This window comes from Acidobacteriota bacterium (assembly GCA_034211275.1).
Lineage (GTDB): Bacteria > Acidobacteriota > Thermoanaerobaculia > Multivoradales > JAHZIX01 > JAGQSE01.
This window is the reverse complement of the sequence record JAXHTF010000115.1, coordinates 1-21,927: the sequence shown is the minus strand read 5'-3', so window position 1 is coordinate 21,927 and position 21,927 is coordinate 1. Positions and strand designations below refer to the sequence as shown.

Annotated in this window: 15 protein-coding genes; 7 read left to right on the top strand and 8 right to left on the bottom strand. The window is 66.8% G+C overall.

Annotated elements, in window-relative coordinates:
* Together SX243_16660 and SX243_16655 are read left to right on the top strand one after the other, a co-directional pair.
* A partial coding sequence (locus SX243_16660) for a DUF502 domain-containing protein (protein ID MDY7094605.1) occupies nucleotides 1–850 on the top strand: 850 nt, incomplete at its 5' end.
* Nucleotides 851–983: 133 nt separating this feature from the next.
* The gene (locus SX243_16655; GenBank protein MDY7094604.1) at nucleotides 984–2,744 is read left to right on the top strand and encodes a M48 family metalloprotease; all 1,761 of its coding nucleotides are present in this window, start codon (nucleotides 984–986) and stop codon (nucleotides 2,742–2,744) included.
* Nucleotides 2,745–2,782: 38 nt separating this feature from the next.
* Here the strand turns inward: SX243_16655 and SX243_16650 are convergent, their stop codons facing one another.
* The 3 genes from SX243_16650 to SX243_16640 form a co-directional block, all read right to left on the bottom strand.
* Nucleotides 2,783–5,104, bottom strand: coding sequence for an ATP-binding protein (locus SX243_16650; GenBank protein MDY7094603.1), 2,322 nt, complete (start codon nucleotides 5,102–5,104; stop codon nucleotides 2,783–2,785).
* Nucleotides 5,105–5,119: 15 nt separating this feature from the next.
* Nucleotides 5,120–6,652 carry an aminoacyl-histidine dipeptidase gene (locus SX243_16645; protein ID MDY7094602.1) on the bottom strand — a complete coding sequence of 511 codons (1,533 nt, stop codon included), beginning with the start codon at nucleotides 6,650–6,652 and terminating at the stop codon, nucleotides 5,120–5,122.
* Between the two features lie 72 nt (nucleotides 6,653–6,724).
* A complete protein-coding gene (locus SX243_16640; protein MDY7094601.1) occupies nucleotides 6,725–7,876 on the bottom strand; it encodes an ATP-grasp domain-containing protein in 1,152 nt (383 codons plus the stop codon).
* A gap of 175 nt (nucleotides 7,877–8,051) precedes the next feature.
* On the opposite strand from SX243_16640, the gene SX243_16635 reads away from it, so the two are divergent.
* Genes SX243_16635 through SX243_16625 form a run of 3 tightly spaced genes read left to right on the top strand, consistent with a single transcriptional unit; the run spans nucleotide 8,052 to nucleotide 11,409 of the window.
* A complete protein-coding gene (locus SX243_16635; protein MDY7094600.1) occupies nucleotides 8,052–8,981 on the top strand; it encodes a Type 1 glutamine amidotransferase-like domain-containing protein in 930 nt (309 codons plus the stop codon).
* On the top strand, nucleotides 8,981–10,114 hold the full coding sequence (locus SX243_16630; protein MDY7094599.1) for an alpha/beta hydrolase-fold protein: 1,134 nt from the start codon (nucleotides 8,981–8,983) through the stop codon (nucleotides 10,112–10,114). Before SX243_16635 ends, SX243_16630 begins: the two co-directional genes overlap by 1 nt.
* 56 nt (nucleotides 10,115–10,170) lie before the next feature.
* Nucleotides 10,171–11,409, top strand: a complete 1,239-nt coding sequence (locus SX243_16625) for a hypothetical protein (GenBank protein ID MDY7094598.1) — start codon at nucleotides 10,171–10,173, stop codon at nucleotides 11,407–11,409.
* Nucleotides 11,410–11,430: 21 nt separating this feature from the next.
* Here the strand turns inward: SX243_16625 and SX243_16620 are convergent, their stop codons facing one another.
* The 5 genes from SX243_16620 to SX243_16600 form a co-directional block, all read right to left on the bottom strand.
* Entirely contained in the window at nucleotides 11,431–12,882 is a 1,452-nt protein-coding gene (locus tag SX243_16620; protein MDY7094597.1) for a glycogen synthase, read from the bottom strand.
* A 127-nt stretch (nucleotides 12,883–13,009) separates the two neighbouring features.
* Complete coding sequence (locus tag SX243_16615) at nucleotides 13,010–14,791, bottom strand: sigma 54-interacting transcriptional regulator (protein ID MDY7094596.1); 1,782 nt, start codon at nucleotides 14,789–14,791, stop codon at nucleotides 13,010–13,012.
* A 478-nt stretch (nucleotides 14,792–15,269) separates the two neighbouring features.
* Complete coding sequence (locus SX243_16610) at nucleotides 15,270–17,894, bottom strand: thrombospondin type 3 repeat-containing protein (protein MDY7094595.1); 2,625 nt, start codon at nucleotides 17,892–17,894, stop codon at nucleotides 15,270–15,272.
* 299 nt (nucleotides 17,895–18,193) lie between these two features.
* Nucleotides 18,194–18,808, bottom strand: a complete 615-nt coding sequence (locus SX243_16605; GenBank protein MDY7094594.1) for a hypothetical protein — start codon at nucleotides 18,806–18,808, stop codon at nucleotides 18,194–18,196.
* Between the two features lie 19 nt (nucleotides 18,809–18,827).
* Entirely contained in the window at nucleotides 18,828–19,418 is a 591-nt protein-coding gene (locus SX243_16600; protein MDY7094593.1) for a hypothetical protein, read from the bottom strand.
* 306 nt (nucleotides 19,419–19,724) lie between these two features.
* Here SX243_16600 and SX243_16595 point away from each other — a divergent pair, with 306 nt between their 5' ends.
* Both SX243_16595 and SX243_16590 read left to right on the top strand, forming a co-directional pair.
* Entirely contained in the window at nucleotides 19,725–20,948 is a 1,224-nt protein-coding gene (locus tag SX243_16595; protein ID MDY7094592.1) for an ATP-grasp domain-containing protein, read from the top strand.
* A gap of 30 nt (nucleotides 20,949–20,978) precedes the next feature.
* On the top strand, nucleotides 20,979–21,927 hold a 949-nt coding region (locus SX243_16590), incomplete at its 3' end, for an ATP-grasp domain-containing protein (GenBank protein MDY7094591.1).

Sequence of the window (21,927 nt, the reverse complement as noted above, 5' to 3'; positions counted from 1 at the left end):
GAAAACCGCAGGCGATGCGGGTATCGACGAGGTTTTCGAACGAAGATTCGGCGACAAAGGGCCGCTCGTAGCGCGGCTCGACTTTCACCGCGGGCTGCTAGAACCGCGGGCTGCTATGCTCCCCACCGTGAGCCCAACACCCCAATCCAGGCCCTCCCTCAGGCCTTCCTCCCGCCGCCGGTCCCCGCTGCGGCGCTGGGCCGTGCAGCTACGGCGCACGGTGATCACCGGCCTGCTGATCCTGGCGCCCCTGGCCTTCACCGTCTACGTGCTGGTGCTGCTCTTCCAGCTCATGGACGGCATGTTCGCCTGGCTTCTGCGGCGAGCGCTGGGGCCGGACCACAGCATGCCCGGCGTCGGACTGATCCTCACCGTCCTGGTGGTACTGCTGCTGGGCTGGCTGTCGAGCAACGTCTTCGGGCGCCGGCTGATTCAGCTCTTCGAGAAGGTGTTGGCGCGCATCCCGGTGGCCAAGACCGTCTACTCCAGCTCCAAGGGCATCGTCGACGCCATCTCCCAGAGCCAGACCGAGGCCTTCAAACGGGTGGTGCTCATCGAGTATCCCCGCCAGGGCCTCTACTCCATTGCCTTCGTCACCAGCAACGCCCGCTGGGGACAGCTGAGCGAGGGCACCGAGGACCTGCTGCTGGTCTTCCTCCCCACCACCCCCAACCCCACCAGCGGCTACCTGCTGATGGTTCCCCGCCCCGACGCCATCGACCTGCCCATCACCGTCGAGGAGGGCGTGCGCATGGTCATCTCCGGCGGCATCCTCAAGCCCGAGTCGCTGCAGATGGCGGCCCCCGTCGCCCCGAAGCCGGCAGACGACCCACCGCCCCCAGTGGTATGAATCTCGCATCGAATCTCGGGGTAGGGGACTTCTCGGGTAGGATTTGGTGCTGGAAGCCGCCATGGCACCCTAACCGGCCCGGGAGGAGTCTCCAGCGAATGATCCGCACCCTCGTCACCGGAGGTACCCGACCGTGAATCACCCCTCGCTGCTCTCCCCGCTTCGGACCCTGCCCCTGAGGCAGCCCCTGGCCGCGCTCCTCGCCGGCCTGCTCCTGGTCCTTCCGCAAGTCAGTCTGGCGCAGCAACAAATCAGCGACGAGGACCTCTTTGACAAGAGCATGGAGGCAGCCTACGAGGGCCTTCAATACTACGGCGAGTGGGATGACGAGGAGCAGCTCGAGCGCATCAACCGCATCGGCTACGAGCTCGCCAGCAAGACCCGGTTCCAGGAGTTCCCCTTCACCTTCTACCTGGTGGACATGCCCGTCCCCAACGCCTTCGCCCTTCCCGGCGGTCAGATCTTCCTCGCCCGCAGCATGCTGGAGCTGGGCCTCGACGACGACATGCTGGCCTGCCTGCTGGGCCACGAGATCGCCCACGTGGTGCACCGCCACGGCACCCGCATGCAGAAGCGAGCGACCCTCCTCAGCGCCCTCAGCACCGCTCTGATCCTCGGCGTCGCGGCCACCGCCAAGAACAACAACTCGCGGCGCGACTACGATCCCTACAGCCTCTACGGCCCCACCCGCGACTCCTCCGGCAGCGCCAGCATGGTAGAAGGGGCCATCGCCACCTCCATGATCGTCAGTCAGCTGCTGCTGCTCAGCTACAGCCGCGAGTTCGAGACCGAAGCGGACGACGAAGGCCAGCGCCTGGCCGCCGCCGCCGGCTACGACCCCGGCGGCGCCGAGCGGCTGTGGCAGACCATGCTCGACCGCATCCCGCTGAACAAGACCTACGGCTATTGGCGCACCCATCCCTTCGAGGACAGCCGCCAGCGCGCCGCCGAGGAGCGGGCCAAATACCTCAAGGTGCAGGAGTCGGTGACCGCCGACGCCTACCGCCAGTCGGTGCAGAAACAGCTGGTGGACTTCACCCAGCGCCCCAAGCTCAAACCGGAGATCGCCCGCTGGCTCAAGGCCACCGCCCTCGACGCCTGGCCGTCGGGAACGCTGGCGGAAGAGATCCGCCTCGAGCAGCTCGACCACTTACGGCAGGAGGAGCTGGGGCAGGACGAGCTCAAGCGCGACTATGGCAAGGTCATCGCCGCCTACGAGGAGCAGATCGCCACCGTCGCCCGGCTGACCCCCCGCAGCACCTTCCTGGGCACCGCCAGCGAGGAATTGGACCAGCTGCGCAAGGAGGTGAAGACCCTCTATCCCAAAGCCCAAGAGGTGCTCGCTGGCGACGTCTACCAAACCCAATTCCTAGAGACCTTCCTGAGCAACTATCCCGACAGCCCGGAAGTTCCCCAGGTGGCCCTGGCCCTGGGCAACGCCTACAGCCGCCTGCGCCAGAGCACGCCGGCGGTGGAGCACTACCTGCTGGCCTGGCGCGAGGATCCGGAAGGGGAAGAGGGCAACAAGGCGCGCAACGGCCTGCGCAACCTGGCGCCGTTTCTTGAAGAGCTGAGCGCGCTGCAGCAGCTCGCCGACATGGATCAGGATCCGGAGCTGCAGCAGATCGCCCGCCAGCGGCTGGAGCAGATGGTGCCGCGCTACGAGGATCTGGCAAACGGCGCCGACTACCTCAAGCGCTTCCCCAACGGCGAGCACAGCGAGGCGGTGCTGGAGCGGCTCAACGTGCTGGCGGACAAGGCCCTCACCGAGGTCATCGTCTACCAGGGCGTAGGGGACCACGCCAAGGCGCTGGACCGCATCAACCGCATCTTCACCTACGCTCCCCTCTCCCCCGCCGCAGAGCAGCTGCGGGATCAGGCGACGTTGAGCTAGTTCAGTCTAGCTAATTCAGGGGGGCTGGCTCGTGGGAGCTACTCGTCGAGAGCGGTGAGCAACTCGAGGGTGGAGCGGGAGTCTTCCTGCCGCAGCCGCGACGAGATGCTGAAGCTGAAGGTGCTGCCCACACCGACCTCCGACTCGCACCAGATGCGCCCACCGTGGCGCCGCACCAGCGCCTGGACGTAGGCCAGGCCCATTCCCTCACCGTCGACCTCCTGGTTGGGGCCACGGCGGAAGGGGGCAAAGACCTTGGGCAGATCTTCGGCGTCGATGCCCAGACCGTTGTCCCGCACGTGGAAGACCTTGGCGGAGTCGGTGACCTCGCCGCTGACCTCGATCTCCCCCGGCCTCTCGGGGTCGAGGTAGAGCACCGCATTGCTCAGAATATTGCCGAAGATCTGCTCTAAAGAGATGCGGTCGGCGGTCACCGGCGGCAGCTCGCCGACCCGCACCACCGTCCGCCGTTGCTCCAGCTGATAGGCGAGACTGGCGAGGGCCTCCCGCACCACCGCATCGACGTCGATGAGCTCCATGCTCAGCCGCCGCTGGCCTTGTTGGGACAGCCGCAGCAGGGTGTTCATGAAGTGGTTGATGCGGGTCACGGAGCTGTCGATGAAGCTCAGGGCCTCGGGCATATCCTCTTCCATCAACTCGTTGAGGCGGCGCTGTTCGTCGCCGGAGAGCTCCCGCCGCTCCCGCCGCACCAGCCCCCGGAGCTCCTCACAGGCGGCTTGCAGCTCCCCAGCGAAGCCCTTGACGTTGATCAGCGGCGCCCGCAGGTCGTGGGAGACGATGTAGAGCAACGCCTTGAGGTCCTGATGGGCCGCCTCCAGATCGGCGGTGCGCTCCAGTACCCGCCGTTCCAACTCGTCACGGGTCTGGCGCAGGGCCTCTTCGGTGCATTTGATGTCGGTAATGTCGGTGATCGCCAGCAGTAGCCGATTCCACGGACGCTCGCTGCCCCGGGCGACGAAACAGCGCAGCTTGACCACCAGCCGCCGGCCGTCGAGGGTGCTGTTCACGGTCTCGGTCTCAAAGCTGCGCTCTCCCCGCAGCAGCGCCACCAGAATCTTGCGCATCGCCGCCAGCGATTCCTCGGTGACGATCTTGCCCAGCCCGGCGAGGAATTGCTCCTTCCGGAGGCCACCGTAAAGCTCCACCGTCGCCCGGTTGACGTCCATCACCCGCACCAGCGAGGTACACCGTACGACTTCCTCGGGATGCTCTTCGAGGTAGGCGGGGAGATCCTCGACGCCTTGCTCCTGTAGGCTCTCCAGGTACTCCTTGACGGCAGAGAAATCCTCTTCCCACAGCGAGATGGGGGAATCTTCGAAGAGGCCTTGGTAGCGGCGCCGGCTCTGCCGCAGAGCACGATCGGCGCGGTGACGTTCGATCTCCGCCCCGACCCGGGCGGAGAAGACGCTGAGGATCGAAGCGGCGGTTTCGGTGTCGGTGAGGGGCTCGTGGCCCAGGGCCACCAGGGAGCCGCTGGGGCGACCGTTGGAGTCGTAGAGCGGAGCGCCGATGTAGCACTCGATCTGCCAATCCACCAGCACCGGGGCATCGGGAAAAAGCTCCTGGACGTTCTCCGGAAAGATGCACAGCTCGGTGCCCACCACCTTCTGGCAGGGCGTGCCCTCCAGCGGGTAGGTGAAGTTCTCGCGCCAGTGGTCGTCGTCCCACACCGCCAGGGTTTGAGCTACTTTCCCGGTCTCCTCGTCGATCTCCGAAACGTAGGTGATGGGCAGCTGCACCGCCTCCGCCAGATAGCGCGTCAGAGAGCGGAAGTAGTCCTCTCCGGCGGAGGAGAAAGTCACCTGAGCCAGAGAGCGCATGGCCTCTTCGCGGCGCCGGCGCTCGGTGATGTCCTCGTCGACGCCGAGGATCGCCACCACCCGGCCCTGCCCGTCGTGGAGGGGCACCTTGGTGGTGCGCATCCAGCCCTCGCTGCCGTCGGGGCGAATGTACTTTCCTTCCCGGTTGATCTGGGGGCCGTCCCCCTGGATCACTTCCTGATCCGCATCCCGATAGCGCCCTGCCCAGCGGCTCCAGGGAAAGTCGTCATCGGTCTTCCCCGCCACGTCCTCGACGCCTTCGAGCCCCGCCATCAGGGCGAAGGGGCGGTTGCAGCCGAGGTAGACCGAGTCCAGATCCTTCCAATAAATGCCGTGGGGAATGTGGTCGGTGACCAGGCGCAGCATTTCCCGACTCTCGCGCAAGAGCTCGCGGGCCTGCTGGCGCTCCTGTTCCGCCGCTTCCAGCTCGTCGATACGGGCCTGCAGTCTCTCGACTTTCCGCCGCAGCTCCAGCTCTTCCGACCGGTCCGCTGATCCCCCACCGTTGTCCAACGCCACCGTCGCCTCCTTGAATCAGGATCCCTCGATGGGCGTTGCAGCGGAGGGCTGAGCCAGCGCCGCCAGGAGTAGAGGAAGGTATTCGCCCAAAACCCGCCGCACGGAGCTGACGCTCACTTCTTCGTCCGGCGAGTGGGGGTTGCGGATGTCGGGGCCGAAGGAGAGCATCTCGAGCCCCGGGATCTTCTCCCCCAGGATGCCGCACTCCAGGCCACCGTGGACCCCCGTGACCTCGGGATTGCGGCCATACAGACGCTGGTAGACCTCCACCGCCAGCTGCACCAGGTTGGAGCTGGGATCCGCCTGCCAACCGGGATAGCCGCGGGTCGTGGTCACCTCCGCCCCGGCCTCCCGGGCCTGCTCGGTGATCTCCGCCACTGCGGCGTCCAGATCCTCCGCCACCGAGCTGCGGTTGGAGCAGTGGATCTCCGCCGTCTCGGCGTCGAGGCGCACCGTCGCCAGATTGCTCGACGCCTGCACCAGACCTTCGAGCACCGGGCTCATGACCCGCACGCCGTGGTGCAGACGATGGAGTAGCGTCACCAAAGCCCGCGCCGTGCCGGAGGTGAGAACCTGCTCGGGAACGTCCACCGGCCGGAGCTCCACCCGTAGCCCGGGATCGGTGTCGGCATGGCGTTGGCGAAGCTCCGCCGACGCCGCCTCCACCACCGGCGCCACCGCCGAGCGCTCCCCCACCACCACCGCCGCGGCTTCCCGAGGAATGACGTTGGGAGCACTGCCCCCCGCGACCTCGGCGACGGCCACCGAGTCCGGCAAGCGCTCCAGGATCTCGGCCAGGGCTCGGATGGCGTTGGCCCGACCGAGGTGGATGTCGGCACCGGAATGGCCGCCGGTGGCACCGGCGACGGCGATACGGAAGGCACTGCCGCCGGCGGCAGCGCTACGTTCTAGGGGCAGCCGCACCACCGCCGAGCGGGCGCCGGCGGAGCCGATGACGAAGAGCCCTTCCTCCTCCGCGTCGAGGTTGAGCAGCAGCCGGCCGGTGACGATGGAGGGATCGAGGGCCTTGACGCCGTTGAGACCGGTCTCCTCGTCGAGGGTGAAGAGCAGCTCCAGGGGCCCGTGGCGCACACTGTCGTCGCCGAGCAGACCGAGACCGGCGGCGATGGCGACGCCGTTGTCCGCCCCCAGGGTGGTGCCCTGGGCGGTGAGGATGTCGCCCTCCAACCGCAGGCGGATGGGATCCTCGAAGAAATTGAACTCGGTATCCGCGTTCTTCTCGCACACCATGTCCAGATGCCCCTGGATCACCACCGTCGGCGCATCCTCGAAGCCGGCGGTGGCGGGCACCCGGATCACCACGTTGCCGGCCTCGTCGGTGCGCGTCTCGCAGCCGTGATCGGCGGCCACCTGCAACACCCAGGCGCGCACCTTCTCCTCGTGCTTGGACGGCCGGGGGATGCGGCGCAGCTGATCGAAAGCGCGCCACAGGGGGCGCGGCTCCAAGACGCTGAGGTCGGGATCGGGATCGAATCCTACGGCGCCGTCTCCGGAGGAAGAAGGGGGAGAAGAGTCTGATGCTTGCATTTCAGCGGCCTCTCGCAGGGGGGCGAAGGGTCGCATGGGACCGTGGCCCCGAAAGGCGCGGCCCACACACGCTCAGGCAGCCCGTACTTGGACGGTGCGGCCGATTGTATTCAGGATATTACGCAGCTCATCATAGTCCGGGTGGCGCACGCGGATCCAGGCGTTCGCCATGTAGCCGGCCTCCACCGGCTGAGTGGGGGTCCCCACGGAGGGGATGTGGGAGTCGATGATCAGGTTGCCGTAGGCTCGCTCCACCGCTTCCAGCCCCTCGTAACCGACGATGCGGCCGTCCCGGTCCGGCCGCAGGTTGATGATGCCGGCGGAATACTGCCGTGACAGCCGGGCTTCGACCTTGCCGTGCACGATGGCGTTGGCCCACTCGCGGTAGAGATCGAAGTCGTTGGCGGCGCAGTAGAGATCCCACGCCCCAACCCCCGGCGGCCGGCAGCCGATCTCGGAGAATTTCAATCCCTTGGGCCCGAAGAACCACTCCATGTGGGTGGCGGAGGTACCAATACCCAAAGCCTCGATGACCTTGCGCCCCAGCTCCTTGACCTCGCTGTAGCTCTCCGCCGCCACCCGGTTGGTGGTGACGAATTGGGGCGAAATCCAGCGGGTGCGCATGGCTTCGAGGACCCCGGGGTAGTAATGGGTGATGAAGTCGTATTGCACCTCGCCGCCGATGCACAGCGTGTCGTAGAAGGCCTCGTGACCCTCGATGAACTCCTCCACTGCGATGGAGCGATGGGGGCCGATGCCGCACTCCCGCAGCGTGTCGGCCAGATCCTCTTCCCGATCCACCCGCCAGGTACCGGCGGCACCGGCGGCGTCCCGGGGCTTGAGAATCACCGGATAGCCCACCCGGTCGCAGAAATCCCGCACTTCCTCTTCCGATTCAGCGCCGGTGGATTGGGCGCAGGGCACGCCGGCCTTGCGCAGGGCGTCCTTCATCGCCGGCTTGTCGCGGCACAAATAGGCGGTCTGCACCGAGGTGCCGGGGATGCCGCAGGCCTCCCGCACCTTGGCGGCGGTGAGGATGTGGGCCTCGACGGTAGACTCCAGGCGATCCACCCACTCCCGGCGCTGGATCCGGCGCACCGTCTCCAGCATGGCCGCTTCGCTGCACACGTTGGAGACCTGTTCGTAGCCGTAGAGGGCCTCCCGCACCGACGGCGGCAAATGGCTCGACGGCACCTCGCCGATGCCCGTGACTCGGGCACCCACGGCCTTCAAAGCGCGCACAAACTTGATTTGATAGTAAGGAAAGCTCGGTTCTACGAAGAGAACGTGCATAGATCTTCTCGCTTTCGGACTGCCCACCGGTCCTTCGCTCGCGGGCCAAACCTTTGCTCAAGGGTGCTTCAATTGGACGACGGACCCGTGGATAATAGCACCTCCCATGAGCCACATCACGCTCCTAGGCCCTCAGCGCTACCGACCCTCCATCGCTCAAGTACTGGAAGAGCTGAACCTCTCCGGTCCGCTGGCGGTGATCACCGCCGGCTGGCAGGAACGGGAGTCGGAAGTCGACGAGCTGCGGCGCCACGTCGGCCGCTCGGTGACCAATCTGCAGCTCCATCGCCGCGCCGAAACCGTCTTCGACCGCTCGCCGAAGGTCTTCCAGGCCCTGCGCCAACGCCAGCAGACCCTCAAACGGCTGCAGCGGCTGCACCGCATCCGGCTGGACTACGCTCTCGAACCGGCGCGCAAGCTGCTGCGCAGGAAGGGACCGCCGGAGCTCCTGGAGCCGGAGCGGGAAGCGGCGGTGGCGGCGGTGCGGGAGCTCGACGCCCACCACCGCCGCCGGCTGGGGGAGATCCATCAAGAGTTTGAGCAGGAGTGGGGTCAGGCCATGGACCGCGCCACCCGCAGCCAGCGCCAGAAGATCCGCAAAGTGGTGGAGGAGAGCGACGCGGTGGCCATCGCCGGTGGCCACGTGGCGGTCTTGCTCAACCGGCTGCGTCTTTTCCGGCTGGAAGAGATGATGGCCGGCCGGCCCATCGTCGCCTGGTCCGCCGGCGCCATGGCGCTGACCGACTCGGTGGTCCTCTTCCACGACCGGCCGCCCCAGGGCGCCGGCAACGCGGAGATCCTCGACCTCGGCCTCGGCCTGTGCTCCGGCGTGGTGGTCCTGCCCCACGCCAGCCAGCGGCTGCGCCTCGACGACCCGGTGCGGGTCGCTCTCTTCGCCCGCCGCTTCGCCCCCGCCCGTTCCGTGACCCTGGATCCCGGCGCCCGACTGAGCTGGGACGGCAGCAGCTGGACCACCGGTGCAGATACACCGCTCCTGGCCGCCGACGGCAGCCTCGAAACCGTGGAGAGCTGGTAATGCCCCTGGCCATCCATCGCCTGCTGCGCCAGGACCCGACGCCGGAAACGCTGGCGGCCTTCGTCGACGAGCACACCATCCCGCTGGCGGAGGGCACCTCCGTCACCTTCCTCTACCAGGGCTCGGCGGATCGGGTGGAGCTGCGCCATTTCATCTACGGCCTGGAGTCCTCCCAACCCTTCACCCGCATCGGAGAGACCGACTATTGGTACCTGGTGATGACGCTGCCGGAAGGCTCGCGGGTGGAGTACAAGATCGACGTCATCCACGGTGACGACCACAACTGGATTCGCGACCCCCTCAACCCGCACCTCGCCTTCGATCCCTTCGGCGCCAACTCGGTGTGCCAGGCCAGCGGCTACGAGCGGCCGGAGTGGACCTTGCCGGATCCCGAGGCCCGCCCCGGTACCCTGGAGGAGCACCACCTCCACAGCGAGGCCTTCGAGGACCCCCGCCACTTTCAGGTCTATCTGCCGGCGCGCTTCCGCAGCCAGCGCAGCTATCCGCTGCTGGTGGTCCACGACGGCCACGACTACCTGCACTACGCGGGGCTCCAGACGGTGCTGGACAATCTCATCCACCGGCTGGAGATCCCGCCGATGATCGTCGCCCTGACCAACTCCCCGGACCGGCTGCTCGAATACGCCGACGATCCCCGCCACGGGCGCTTCATCGTCGAGGAGCTGCTGCCCTACCTGGAACAGCACTACCCGCTGCAGCCGGAGCCCGCCAGCCGCTGCCTGATGGGTGCCAGCTTCGGCGGCGTGGCGAGCCTGGCCACGGCGTGGCGCTATCCGGGGGTGTTCAGCCGGCTGCTACTGCAAAGCGGCTCCTTCGCCTTCACCGACATCGGCCGTCACCAGCGGGGGCCGGTCTTCGACCCGGTGGTGAAATTCGTCAACGCCTTCCGGGCGGAGCCGGGGCGGCCGGCGGAGCGGGTCTTCCTCAGCTGCGGGGTCTACGAATCGCTGATCTACGAGAACCGCTCGATGATGCCGCTGCTGCGGGAGCTGGGCCTCGACGTGCGCTATGTCGAGGCCCGGGACGGGCACAATTGGGAAAACTGGCGGGACCGGCTGCGGCAGGCGCTATCATGGCTCTTCCCCGGGCCGCTTTGGATGGTCTACGAATGAGCAGCCGGGAACCTTAGACGAGAGAATCAGCCGCGAGGCAGGGAGACGAGAAAGCTATGGCCCACATCACCCGCAAGATCGGACTTTCCTTGGGTGCGGACATTTGCTGGCCCATCTGCTTCGAGCAAATCCTCGAGCGCCTGCAGCTGAACATTCCCGTGGACGGGGACACGGTGGGGGTCGAGGTCCAGCGGCTGACCATCGAGCCCTTCGCCCTCGACCAGCCCTGCGAATACGACGTGGTCTTGGACCGGCTGACGCACTGGTACCACACCAGTCGCGAGTGGATCAAAAAGGCCGTGATCATGGACGACCTCTACGTCCTGAACAATCCCTGGACCGTGCAGTCGATGGAAAAGGCCACCACCTACGCCGCCATGACCCACCTGGGCCTGCCGGTGCCCAAGACCTGGCTGGTGCCGCCCAAATCCTACGAGCCGACGCCGGACCTGGAGCCGACGCTGCAGCGCTACGCCAAGCTCTTCGACCTCGGCCACGTGGGCCGGCAGCTGGGCTTCCCCCTGTTCATGAAGCCCTACGACGGCGGCGCCTGGGTGGGTGTCGACCGCATCGAGAACGAGGAGCAGCTCAAGGAGGCCTACGAGCGCAGCGGAAAACGGCTGATGCACCTGCAGAAGGCAGTGGGCGACTTCGATCTCTTCGTCCGCTGCGTCGGCATCGGGCCCCAGGTACGGGTGGTGCGCTACGACCCGTCGGCACCGCTGCACAACCGCTACACCCTGGACGCCCAGAGCGTCACCGACGACGAGCGCTCGCTCCTCGAGGACATGACCCTCACCATCAACACCTTCTTCGGCTGGGATTTCAACTCCTGCGAGGCGCTCCGGCAGAACGGCGAGTTCATCCCCATCGACTTCGCCAACGCCTGCCCCGACTCCCAGGTCACCTCCCTGCACTTCCACTTCCCTTGGCTAATCCGCTCCAAGCTACGCTGGTCCATCTTCTGCGCCGTCACCGGCCGCAAGATGCGCCGCAACGTCGATTGGGAGCCGTATTACCAGGTGCTGGAGCAGGACCTCCCCTACCGCGAGCGCCTCGCCGCCTACGGCAAGATCGCCCGGGAGCGCTTGGAGATGGACCGTTTCGAAGAATTCTGCGCCACCCATCTGAGCCACCTCGACGAGGTCCTCTGCGACTTCTTCGCCTCCGACGTCGCCCGCGACGCCGTGCGGCAAAAAGTCGCTGCCCTCTTCCCCGAGCACGAGATCGACCTCTTTACTGAGCTCTTCTGGCGGCGCATCCAGCACTGGCGGGAGACGGAGGCCGGGGCCTGAGTAGGGTTTTCAAAAAAACCCTCACCCACCCAGCATGCGCAAATACAGCCGCTCGTACTCCTGCCCCTGGACCTGCCAGGAGAAATCCTGCCGCATGCCGTTGAGCATCATCTGCCGCCAGGCCGGTGGGTCGCGGAAGAGCTCCAGAGCGTAGACCAGGGCCCAGCGCAGGGCGTCGGCGTTGTAGTGCTCGAAGACGATGCCGGTGCCGCGACCGGTGGCGCGGTCGAAGAGCTGCACCGTATCCGCCAGGCCGCCGGTCTTGCGCACGATGGGCACCGTGCCGTAGCGCAGGCTGTACATCTGGTTGAGGCCGCAGGGCTCGTACCGCGACGGCATCAGGAAGAGATCCGCTCCCGCCTCGATGAGGTGGGCCAGGGGCTCGTTGTAACCGCGGTAGAAGAACGCCTTGCGGGGGAAGCGGCGCTGGAGATCGCGAAAGAATTGCTCGTAGCGCGGCTCGCCGGAGCCCAGGAGCACCAACCGCACATTGCGGCCGGCGAGCATCTCCGGCAAGGGCTCGAAGAGCAGGTCCAGGCCCTTCTGCGGTGTCAGCCGGGAGACCAGGCCCACCACCGGCGCCGCCGGGTCGTCGTCCAGGCCGACGCTCTCCAGCAGATGGCGCCGATTCTTCGCCTTGCCCTCCAGATCGTCGGGACCGTAGGCGTACGGCAGATGGGGATCGACGGAGGGATCCCAGGACGAATAATCCACTCCGTTGACGATGCCCACCAGATGATCCCAGCGCGCCCGCAGCACCCCCTCGAGACCCATGCCGTGCTCCGCCGTTTGAATCTCCCGAGCGTAGGTGCGACTCACCGTGCTCAGCCAGTCGGAGTACACCAGGCCGGTCTTGAGGAAGCTCACCACCCCCGCCGCCAGGTCGTCCTGGTAGAGCTTGTCGGCGCACCCGGAGAGGTCCAGCTGCCCCAGCTTGGAAGTCGGGAAGACTCCCTGATAGCCCAGATTGTGGATGGTCAACAGCGTCTTCGAGGCATGGAACATGCGGTCCCAACCGTAGTGATGGCGCAGGAAGAGGGGCAGCAGACCGGTGTGCCAGTCGTTGCAGTGGAAGACGTGGGGCGCCCAGCCCATGCCCTGACAGCTCTCGATCACCGCCTTGGTGAAGAAGGCGAAGCGCAACGCCTCGTCGCCGTCGCCGGTGTAAATCTCGGGGCGGCCGTAGAGCGCCGGGCAGTGGACGAAGAAGCGCTGCAGCGAGTCACCGGGGTGGCTGTCCGTGACCAGGGAGTAGTGAAAGGTGCGGCCGCCGATGGTCAGCGGCCGGTTGACCAACCACTCCACCACGGTAAACCCGGAGCTGGTGTCGATGCGCCCGTAGAGGGGCATGAACGTGCGCACATCGTGCCCCGCCTCGGCGAGATAGGCCGGCAGTGCCTGGGCCACGTCCGCCAGACCCCCGGTCTTGGCATAGGGCGCCATCTCCGACGACGCCCAACAAATCTTCAGCACATCCATCCTCGCCGACCCCTTCCACCGGCGGGCTCCACCACCGGGTTGCACCGGCGCGCCCTATCGCCGCCGGGGAGGTCATTCTACGGGATGGCGGACCGGCAGCGGTGCCGGGGAAGAGCTCGCCTCAGGTGGCTTCCTCACCAGCGGCGGCATCGATTCCCAACTCCTTGAGGCGGCGGTAGAGGGTCGAACGGCCGATACCCAGCGCACGGGCAGCGGCGCTCAAGTTGCCGTCCTCGGCGGCGATGGCCTGTTCGAGGATGCGCCGCTCGTGGACCTCCAGACGGCTGCGCAAATCCCCCGCCTCGGCGGGCCCCAGAGCCACCGACTCCCGCAGCTCCTCCGGCAGATGACGGGTCTGCAACAACTCGCCGTCCTCCAGGAAAATCGCCGCCCGTTCCATGGCCCGCTCCAACTGGCGCACGTTGCCCGGCCACGCATAGGCCAGCAGCTGGTCCAGCGCCGCACGGGAGATCCCCCGCGCCCGCACCCCCCGTCGGCGGGCGGCGCGGTCGAGAAAATAGGCCGCCAGATTGGGGATGTCCCGGCGACGCTGGCGGAGCGCCGGCAGCTCCACCGTCCAATCGGCGATGCGGTGGTAGAGGTCGAGGCGGAAGCTCCCCTCCTCCACCATCCCCCGCAGATCCCGGTTGGTGGCCGACAGCACCCGCACCCGCGCCGGCCGCGGCTGGCGCCCCCCCAGGCGGTACACCTCCCGTTCCTGGAGCACCCGCAGAATGCGTGCCTGGGTCGCCGGCGCCATGTCGGCGATCTCGTCCAAAAAGAGGCTGCCGCCGTCGGCGAGCTCGAACTTCCCCGGCCGCGCATCGACCCCGGTGGCCACCGCCTTCTCGATGCCGAAGAGCTCCGACTCCAGCAGGTCCTCCGGCAGCGCCGCGCAGTTGAGGGCCACGAACTCCCGCTCCCGGCGGCCCGAGGCCCGGTGGACGAAGCGCGCCAAAAGCTCCTTGCCGGTGCCCGACTCGCCGGTGATGAGCACGCTCACCTCCCCGGCGGCCACCCGCACCGCATCCTCGTAGAGCTGCCGCATCTCCTGCTCGACGCTGGGCGGATCCGGCGGTGACGGTGGGGAGAGCGGCTCGAGAACAGGGGTCTTTGGCCGCCGGCGGACCCCGAGCCCCAGGAGCCGGGCGGCGCTCTCCACCAACGAGCGATAGCTCCGGGCATGAGCCGGATGGAGAAACTCCACGGTCAGCACGATCTCGCTGCGACGCACCTCGACGGGACAGCCCTCGCCATCCACGGACACGGCTCGGGCGGTGCTTTCGTCACCGTCTTCCTCCGGATCCCGGCGCGCCTCGAAGAGGATCCCCGGCTCGCCCCCCTCCGCCAACACCACCACCTCCCGACAGGGCAGCGTGCGGAAGAGCGCCTCCCCCAGCACCTGGGCCACTGTCGCCACCGGTGCCCCTTGCTCCAGGCGATCCAACACCCCCGGCAAGCCCTCGAAGACGAAACCCTTCACCGACCCCATGGATACGGTTCGCTGGATCGGGCCACCGCCAGCGTCCAGCCCGCCGGCGGAAGAAGCCCGGCTGGGAGCAGACACCGCCGGCTCCTCCCCAATGGCCACTGCCGCCTCCAGATCCGCATCCTCCACCACCTCGACCCAAGCCTTCACGGTGCCGAAGACCAGCTGCTGCCCGGGCTCCACCGGCGTCACCTCATGGATGCGCCGGCCGTCGACGAAGGTCCCGTTGGAGGAGCCCAGATCCTCCACCTGGAGAGAGTCCTCTTCCACCAACAACCGAGCATGAGAACGGGAAACGGTAGGGTGCCCAAGCCGCGGCGCCGAGGCCGCCTGGGAACCGAGATGGTGCTCGCCGGGAGCGAGAGGAAAGCGGAGGTTGCGGTCGTCCTCCTGAACCACCAGGACCAAGGGCATGGCGAGGGAGCCTAGCACAGGGGCCCTCGCCCCCTCTTCACCCACGCCCTTCACCCACTGCTCTTCACCCACGGTGGGACCCACTTGTTGGTTTCTGTTGGATCAGCCTCGATCTCCTCCCGACGGCCGGCAAGATGCCGGCGCTCCCAGGGGTCGAGAGCACCACTTTCCCACCGGTGGGACCCACTTGTTGGTTCCATATTCCTCAGTCACTTAGAACGGTTCCACTCCCGCTCGCCCCGTCCCCGCCCACTCCCGTCACTCCCACCGGTACGAGGAGGGAGCGGGATCCGAGGATGGCCGTCTGCGGCCACCCGCAGGACCTGACTCCCGACGCCCCGGCACCGTCTTCCTTGCCTCAAAGATCGAGCTGCCCCACCAGGGGGGACCCACTTGTTGGATCCTCGTTGAATCAGCTGCGATCTGCTCCTGACGACCGGCAAGATGCCGGCGCTCCCAGGCCTCGCTTCCAACCGCGTCAGTCCGAGACCACCCTCGACCAGGCACCCAGGGTGCCCGACTCGAAGCCGTCGGTGAAGATGGTGGGATCTCCGCCGCGGCCCAGGCAGAAGGGCAGATCCTCCAGCACCCGAGTCGACGGACCGACCCAATAGAACTCGTTGTCCCAGGTGGTGGTGACGGTGTCGGTAGTGGCACGGAAGGCGCAGGATCCTCCGGCATCGATGTAGAAGGCGACCCACACCTTTCCGGGGGGTGCCACACCGGTGTCGAAGGTCAGGTCGTGCTGCAGCAGCGGCAGCTGGCCGTCGGGGCCGTAGTCCAGCTCCAGGCCGGTATCGGTGACCGTGGGAACGCCGGAGCGCTCCGCCAACAAGATTCCGGGGGAACCGGCATCATCGCTGTAGAAACGCACCACCAATAGATCTCCATCCGCCCGGCAGGGCTCGTCCAGAGGATCTACCCGGTGGCCCCAGATGCGGATGCCGCCAATGGCCTCGTTGATGGCGATCTGATGGTGGGAGGCATCCACCGGCGACTCCGCCACCGTCTGCGTCGCGGAGGAGACGTAGAGGGAGGGCAAATCCGGCGTCTGGAACGGCTGGCGATAGAGATCGAAGCCACCGCAGCTCAGGCAACCGGTGCGGACACCGGAGTGGTCCGGCAGGCAATCGCAGGCGTCGCCGAAGCCATCGCCATCCGCATTCGCCTGATCCGGGTTCGGGGTGTCGTCGCAGTTGTCGCAGAAATTGCCGACATCGTCGCCATCGGTGTCGGTCTGGTCGGAGTTGCTGGCGTCGGGGCAGTTGTCACAGGCGTCGCCGAAGCCGTCGCTGTCGGTATCTTCCTGCCCGGGGTCGGCGTCGTCGGGGCAGATGTCGCAGGCGCTCCCGAGACCATCCCCGTCCGGGTCCTCTTGACCCGCATTGGCGTCCCCAGGACAGTTGTCGCACACCGTGCCCACCCCGTCGCCGTCGCCGTCCGCCTGATCCTGGTTGGTGTCCAGGGGGCAATTGTCGCAGGCGTCGCCGAGGCTGTCGCCGTCACCATTGGCCTGATCCGGGTTGGAGAAGAACTCGCAATTGTCGCAGGCGTTGCCCAGACCATCGCTGTCGGTGTCCTGCTGGGTGGTGTTGGGATCCTGTGGACAGTTGTCGCAAACATCGCCCACATCGTCGGCGTCACCGTCTTCCTGCCCGGGGTTGGAATCGCTGGGACAATTGTCGCAGAACACCCCGATGCCGTCGGTGTCGAAGTCGAAGCCTTCGGCGCAGTTGAGCTCGAAGGCACCGACGTCGCATACCGCTACCGAATCTCGGTTTCCGTCCTCCGGCCTCAAGCTCCCCCGTTGATCCTCCGTCAGCGCCTGGTCGGCGGTCATGGGATCCAGATCGCCGTCAGCAAAGCAGCCGGCGGGGTCGCCACCATCGGCGGCGGGACCAGTGGAGAAGATCGGATGAGTGGGCGTCTCGCCGCCCCAGGCTCCGAGAATGGCCAGCTGCGCCGACTGGCCGTAGTGGTCCGTCCCCGGCCGCGTCTCGGTGATCGTGCAGCCGAGGGTGTAGTGAATCACGTTGTACCCCAGGCTCTCCAACCCGAGGCCGTCACAATCCCAACCGTCGGGCAGGCAGAAGGGGGCATTGCAATAGTCTTCGTTGTCGCTGAGGATGGTGCCTTCCAGCTGCACGAAGCCCAGGGAATCGGTGTAGATCCCTCCGCCGTTGCCTTGGCCGCTCTCGTTCCAATCAGCGCGGTTGAAGGCGATGGTGGAGCTCTGCGCTACCACCCAAGCATTCTTGACGTAAATCCCGCCGCCGTGGCGGCTGGCGGAGTTGCCGGAGATGGTGGAGTTGACCAGGGTCACCTGACCACCTATGGCATGCAGGCCCCCACCATCGCCGGTGTTGGCCGCGCCAAATCCCACGATATTGCCTTCCACCAGGCTCCGGTGCAGATAGGTCGTGCCGCCTTCCACCAGCAGACCGGCGCCCGCGAAGTAGGGCGACCGATTGTTCCGCACCTCGGAGTCCACCAGACGCAGCTCACCACCGGTGACGTTGATCGCCACGGTGTCGCCGTCGCGGAACTCACAGCGCTCACAGAGCACGGTGCCATCCTGCACCACCAGTCCCACGTCCCCCTGGTCGTCGCCGGAAATGAAGACCGTGTCCCGGAAGGTGACGTCCACATCCACCTGCTGGGCGAAGAAGCCGGCAATGGCGGCGGTGGCGCGAGGCCGCAGCTCGAGGTTTTCGATCACCACCTCGATATTGGGACTCCAGGTGGTGAAGATCGCCTGGGTCAGAAAGATATCCCCGGTCACCGGCACCGGATCGCTACCGAGCCCGCGAATGGTGACGTCCTGTTGTAGCTCGAGAGTTCCGGTGTCCAACACCTGGTAGCTCATCCCCGCAGCCAGCGCCGGCAGCTCGATGGTATGGGGCGCTCCCGCCAAAGCGTTGGTCTCCTCGATGGCCGCCCGCAGCGTGCAGAGCCCACCGCTGGTGGCACACGAACCATCCCCCGGATGGGCATCCTGGATGTCGTCCGTAAAGTCCACCGTGAAGGTCGCCGCCGCCGCCGGCAACGCCCAGAACCCACCGAGGGTCACCAAGATCCAAACCGTCATCCAGCGCATGCTCATCTCGTACTCCTTCAATGGGACCCACTTGTTGGTTCCATATTTCTCAGTCACTTAGAACGATTCCACTCCAGTTCGACCTGTCCCGAACCGTTCCTAATACTCCTACCGGTACGAGGAGGGAGCGGGATCCGAGGATGGCCGTCTGCGGCCACCGCAGGACCCGACTCCCGACGTCCCGGAACCGACGGCCCCTGCTCCAGGGGAGGGAAAAATCAGGCCGGCGAGGAGGAGAGGCCTCACCGGCCCGTAAATGCAGAGTGCCTCTCGGCATCCGCTCCAGACTCTGAGTCAGCGGGCTCTCAGCTCTCTTCTCGATAGAGGGCCGAGTGCTCCGCTGCAGTCGTTTCCAGAAGCTCGACGAGCTTCCTCGAAGCTTCCACGCCGTTGAGGCCGGCGCGGGTCGACGAGACGCTCCAGCCCAGTTCCTGGGGTCCCGCGGAACCGTGGAGATAGATCGCAGTGCCCGAGCCGAAGCCTTGCTCGCCCGCCATGGCGGCGGCCACGAAGCCCGTCTCCACCACTTGCCGCCACAGCTCCAGGTATTGCTCGGAGGTCAGCGCCATCTCCTCCTCCCGATCGCCATCGGCGCTCTCCAACTCCACCCAGAGAGTCGCCTTGCCGCCCTGGCTCCGGAACCGTGCCGAGAGCGCCTCGTCCCGCCCCAGATCTTCCTGCTTGCGGAAGATCGCCAGCTCCGACGACTCCGCCAGCACCGTCTCGTCGCCGAAGGTGCGGTACCACCAAGCGCCGGAGTAATCCTGAGCCTCCGCGGTGGCCCCGGCGCCGGACTCCGCCGCTGCTCCTGCTCGGCTGGACTCCCGGCTCATCTCATCCGGACCTCCCCCGCCGCAGGCCCCCAGGCCCAGCAGCAAGGCCACCGCCAGCAGCGCTCCCATCCCGTGGTTCTTGCTCATCACGCGCTCCTTCCCGGCCTCAGATCAGCTCCAGGCCATCGAGGATCGCCTTCACCCCCGGGCTCTCCTCGTAGCCGTCGCCCATGATGGTGAAGGTGAATTTGTAGCCGTCGTGGTTGGTGATCATCAGCGTCTGATCCAGGCCGTTGTAGGTGTAGGAAGTGCGGGCCCAATCGATGCCGTTGATGGTCACGCTCTCCGCCGGCGTGCCGTCGTAGCTGCCGGCGAACTTCGAGATCAACTGCATCGGGTCGCCGCTGAAATTGCCGCCACCCTCGAACTTGAAGTAGACGCTTTCCTGGGAGGCGGTGCCGTCCTTGGAGACCGTCATCAGCCCCATGCGCTCGATGTCGTCCGCCGCCACCGACCACCCTTCCGGCAACACGGTCTTGAAGTACTTGGTCTCGATGGTGCCCTGGGCCTTGGCCGCCTGCACGCCGGAGCTCGAAGCAGCCTCGGGCGCACCAGAGGACGCAGAGTCGGCGGAGTCGGAAGCGGCGTTGGCGGCATTCGCACCGGCGTCGGTGGAACCACCACAGGCGGCGGTGAGCCCGAGGACGAGGCAAAGGGCACACCCGGTGACGAACGAGAGGAAGAACTGCTTGGACATCTTGAAGCTCCTGAGGTCAGACGCCGGAGAACACCGTGGAAGCGGCCTGAATCCGGCGCCGTTGAATCGTCTTGAATGACTTCTATACGCCTATTGAGCAAGGCCGATGCCACCCCCCGGAAGGCGCCCTGCAGCCCTGGTTTCGGGGGCTTGGGCGCCTCCGAAGCCCTCCTTCCTGTACCAACCGCGGGACGACCTGTGCCAGCCCCGGCACAACGCCTCCCGAAGGCTGTGGAATGAGGGCTATACTCGTCTTCTCATCGAAAAACCGCCCGCTGCGAGAAAGCTCCTTTCGAGAAACCCGTCATGCCCAACGTCGTCTTCGTCGCCCCCTTCTTCCTCCCCACCACCCTCCACTTCGTCGAGGTCACCGCCGACCTGCCGGGAGTGCGGCTGGGATTGCTCAGCCAGCAGTCCGTGGAAACGCTGCCGCCGCGGCTGCGGGCCAAGATCGACGCCCACTGGCGGGTCGACCAGGCGCTGGATCTGCAACAGCTTCTGGACGGCGTGCGCCAGCTGGGGCGCCGCATGGGCGGCACGGTGGATCGGTTGCTGGGGGCTTTGGAGCAACTCCAAGTGCCCCTGGCTCAGGTGCGGGAGACGCTGGGCATCGAGGGCATGAACGTCGAGACCGCCCACAACTTCCGCGACAAGGCGCGCATGAAGACCGTGCTGCGGGATCACGACCTCCCCTGCGCCCGCCATCGTCTGGTGGCCAGTACCGCCGAGGCCCGCGCCTTCGCCGAGGAGACCGGCTTTCCGCTGGTGGTCAAGCCGCCGGACGGTGCCGGGGCCAAGGCCACTTTCCGAGTGGACGACATGGCCTCGCTGGATCAATCCCTCCAGCTCCTGCGCCCGAGCCCGGGGCGCGAGATGCTGCTGGAGGAATTCATCACCGGCACCGAACACTCCTTCGAGACCATCTGCATCGGCGGCGAGCCGGTGTGGCGCTCCATGACCCACTACCAGCCCACCCCGCTGGAGGTGCTGCGCAACCCGTGGATCCAATGGTGCGTGCTGCTGCCCCGGGAGGGGGTCACGGAGGAATACGCCGACATCCGCGAAGCCAGCGCCCGCTCCCTCGCCGCTCTGGGACTGCAGACCGGCCTCACTCACCTCGAATGGTTTCGCCGCGGCGATGGCTCCATCGCCATCTCCGAGGTCGCCGCCCGGCCACCGGGAGCTCAGATCACCACCCTCATCTCCCATGCCCACGAGAGCGATTTCCGCCGCGCTTGGGCACACCTCATGGTCTATGACGAGCTACGCTTCCCGGAGCGCCGCTGGGCCACCGGCGCCGCCTTCCTGCGCGGCCAGGGCCGCGGCAAGGTGCGTTCCGTAGAAGGATTGGAGGCCGCCCAGCGAGAGCTCGGCGACCTGGTGATCGAAACCCGGCTCCCCCAACCCGGCCAGCCCCAGGGCAGCGGCTACGAGGGCGAGGGCTACGTCATCCTGCGCCACCAGAACACGAAGACCGTCGCGGAAGCCTTGATGCGACTGGTCAGCCTAGTGCGAGTGCGCTTAGGTTGATGGAATAGTGCTGATCCCCGGAGTCCCACCATGAAAGTGCTCTTCTTTTCCCCCGGATTCCCCGCCGAGATGCCCCGCTTCGTGCGCGGCCTCAAACAGGCCGGGGCCACCGTACTGGGCGTCGGCGACCAGCCCGAGGGGGCGTTGCCGGAGGTTGCCCGCCATCATCTGGACGCCTATCTGCGGGTCTCCAACCTGTGGGATGAGGCGGCCTTGCTGGAGCAGCTCCGCCAATGGCTGCGGCCGGTGGGAGGGGTCGACCGCATCGAATGCCTGTGGGAGCCGGGGATGTTGCTTTGCGCCAGCCTGCGGGAGGCCTTCGGGCTGCCCGGCATGTCGGTGGCCCAGACCGTCCTCTTCCGCGACAAAGAGAAAATGAAGCAGGCCCTCGACGCCGCCGGCGTGCGCACCCCCCACCACGCCAGCGCCACCACCGAGGCCGAGGTGCGGGAAGCGGCGGAGCGCATCGGCTATCCCCTCATCGTCAAGCCCATCGCCGGCGCCGGCAGCGCCGACACCTACCGCCTCGATGACCCCGAAGATCTGGAGCGGGTGCTGCCCCAAATCCGCCACGTCCCGGAGGTCAGCGTCGAGGAATATATCGACGCCCGAGAGCTCACCTTCGACACCATCTGCGCCGGCGGCGAGATCCTCTTCCGCAACATGGCCTGGTATCGCCCCAACGTGCTCATCGGACGCTCCCTGCAATGGGTCAGCCCCCAAACCATGAACCTCAAGGACCTCCGCCGGCCCGAGCTGGCGGCGGGGCATCGGCTGGGGGAAGCGGTGCTCCAAGCCCTGGGCTTCCGCACCGGCTTCACCCACATGGAGTGGTTCCTCAAGAGCGACGGCGAAGCGGTCTTCGGCGAGATCGGCGCCCGGCCGCCGGGAGCTCGCTCGGTGGACGTGATGAACTACACCTGCGACACCGACGTCTACCGCGGCTGGGGCGAAGCTTTGATCCACGGCCGCCTGGCCC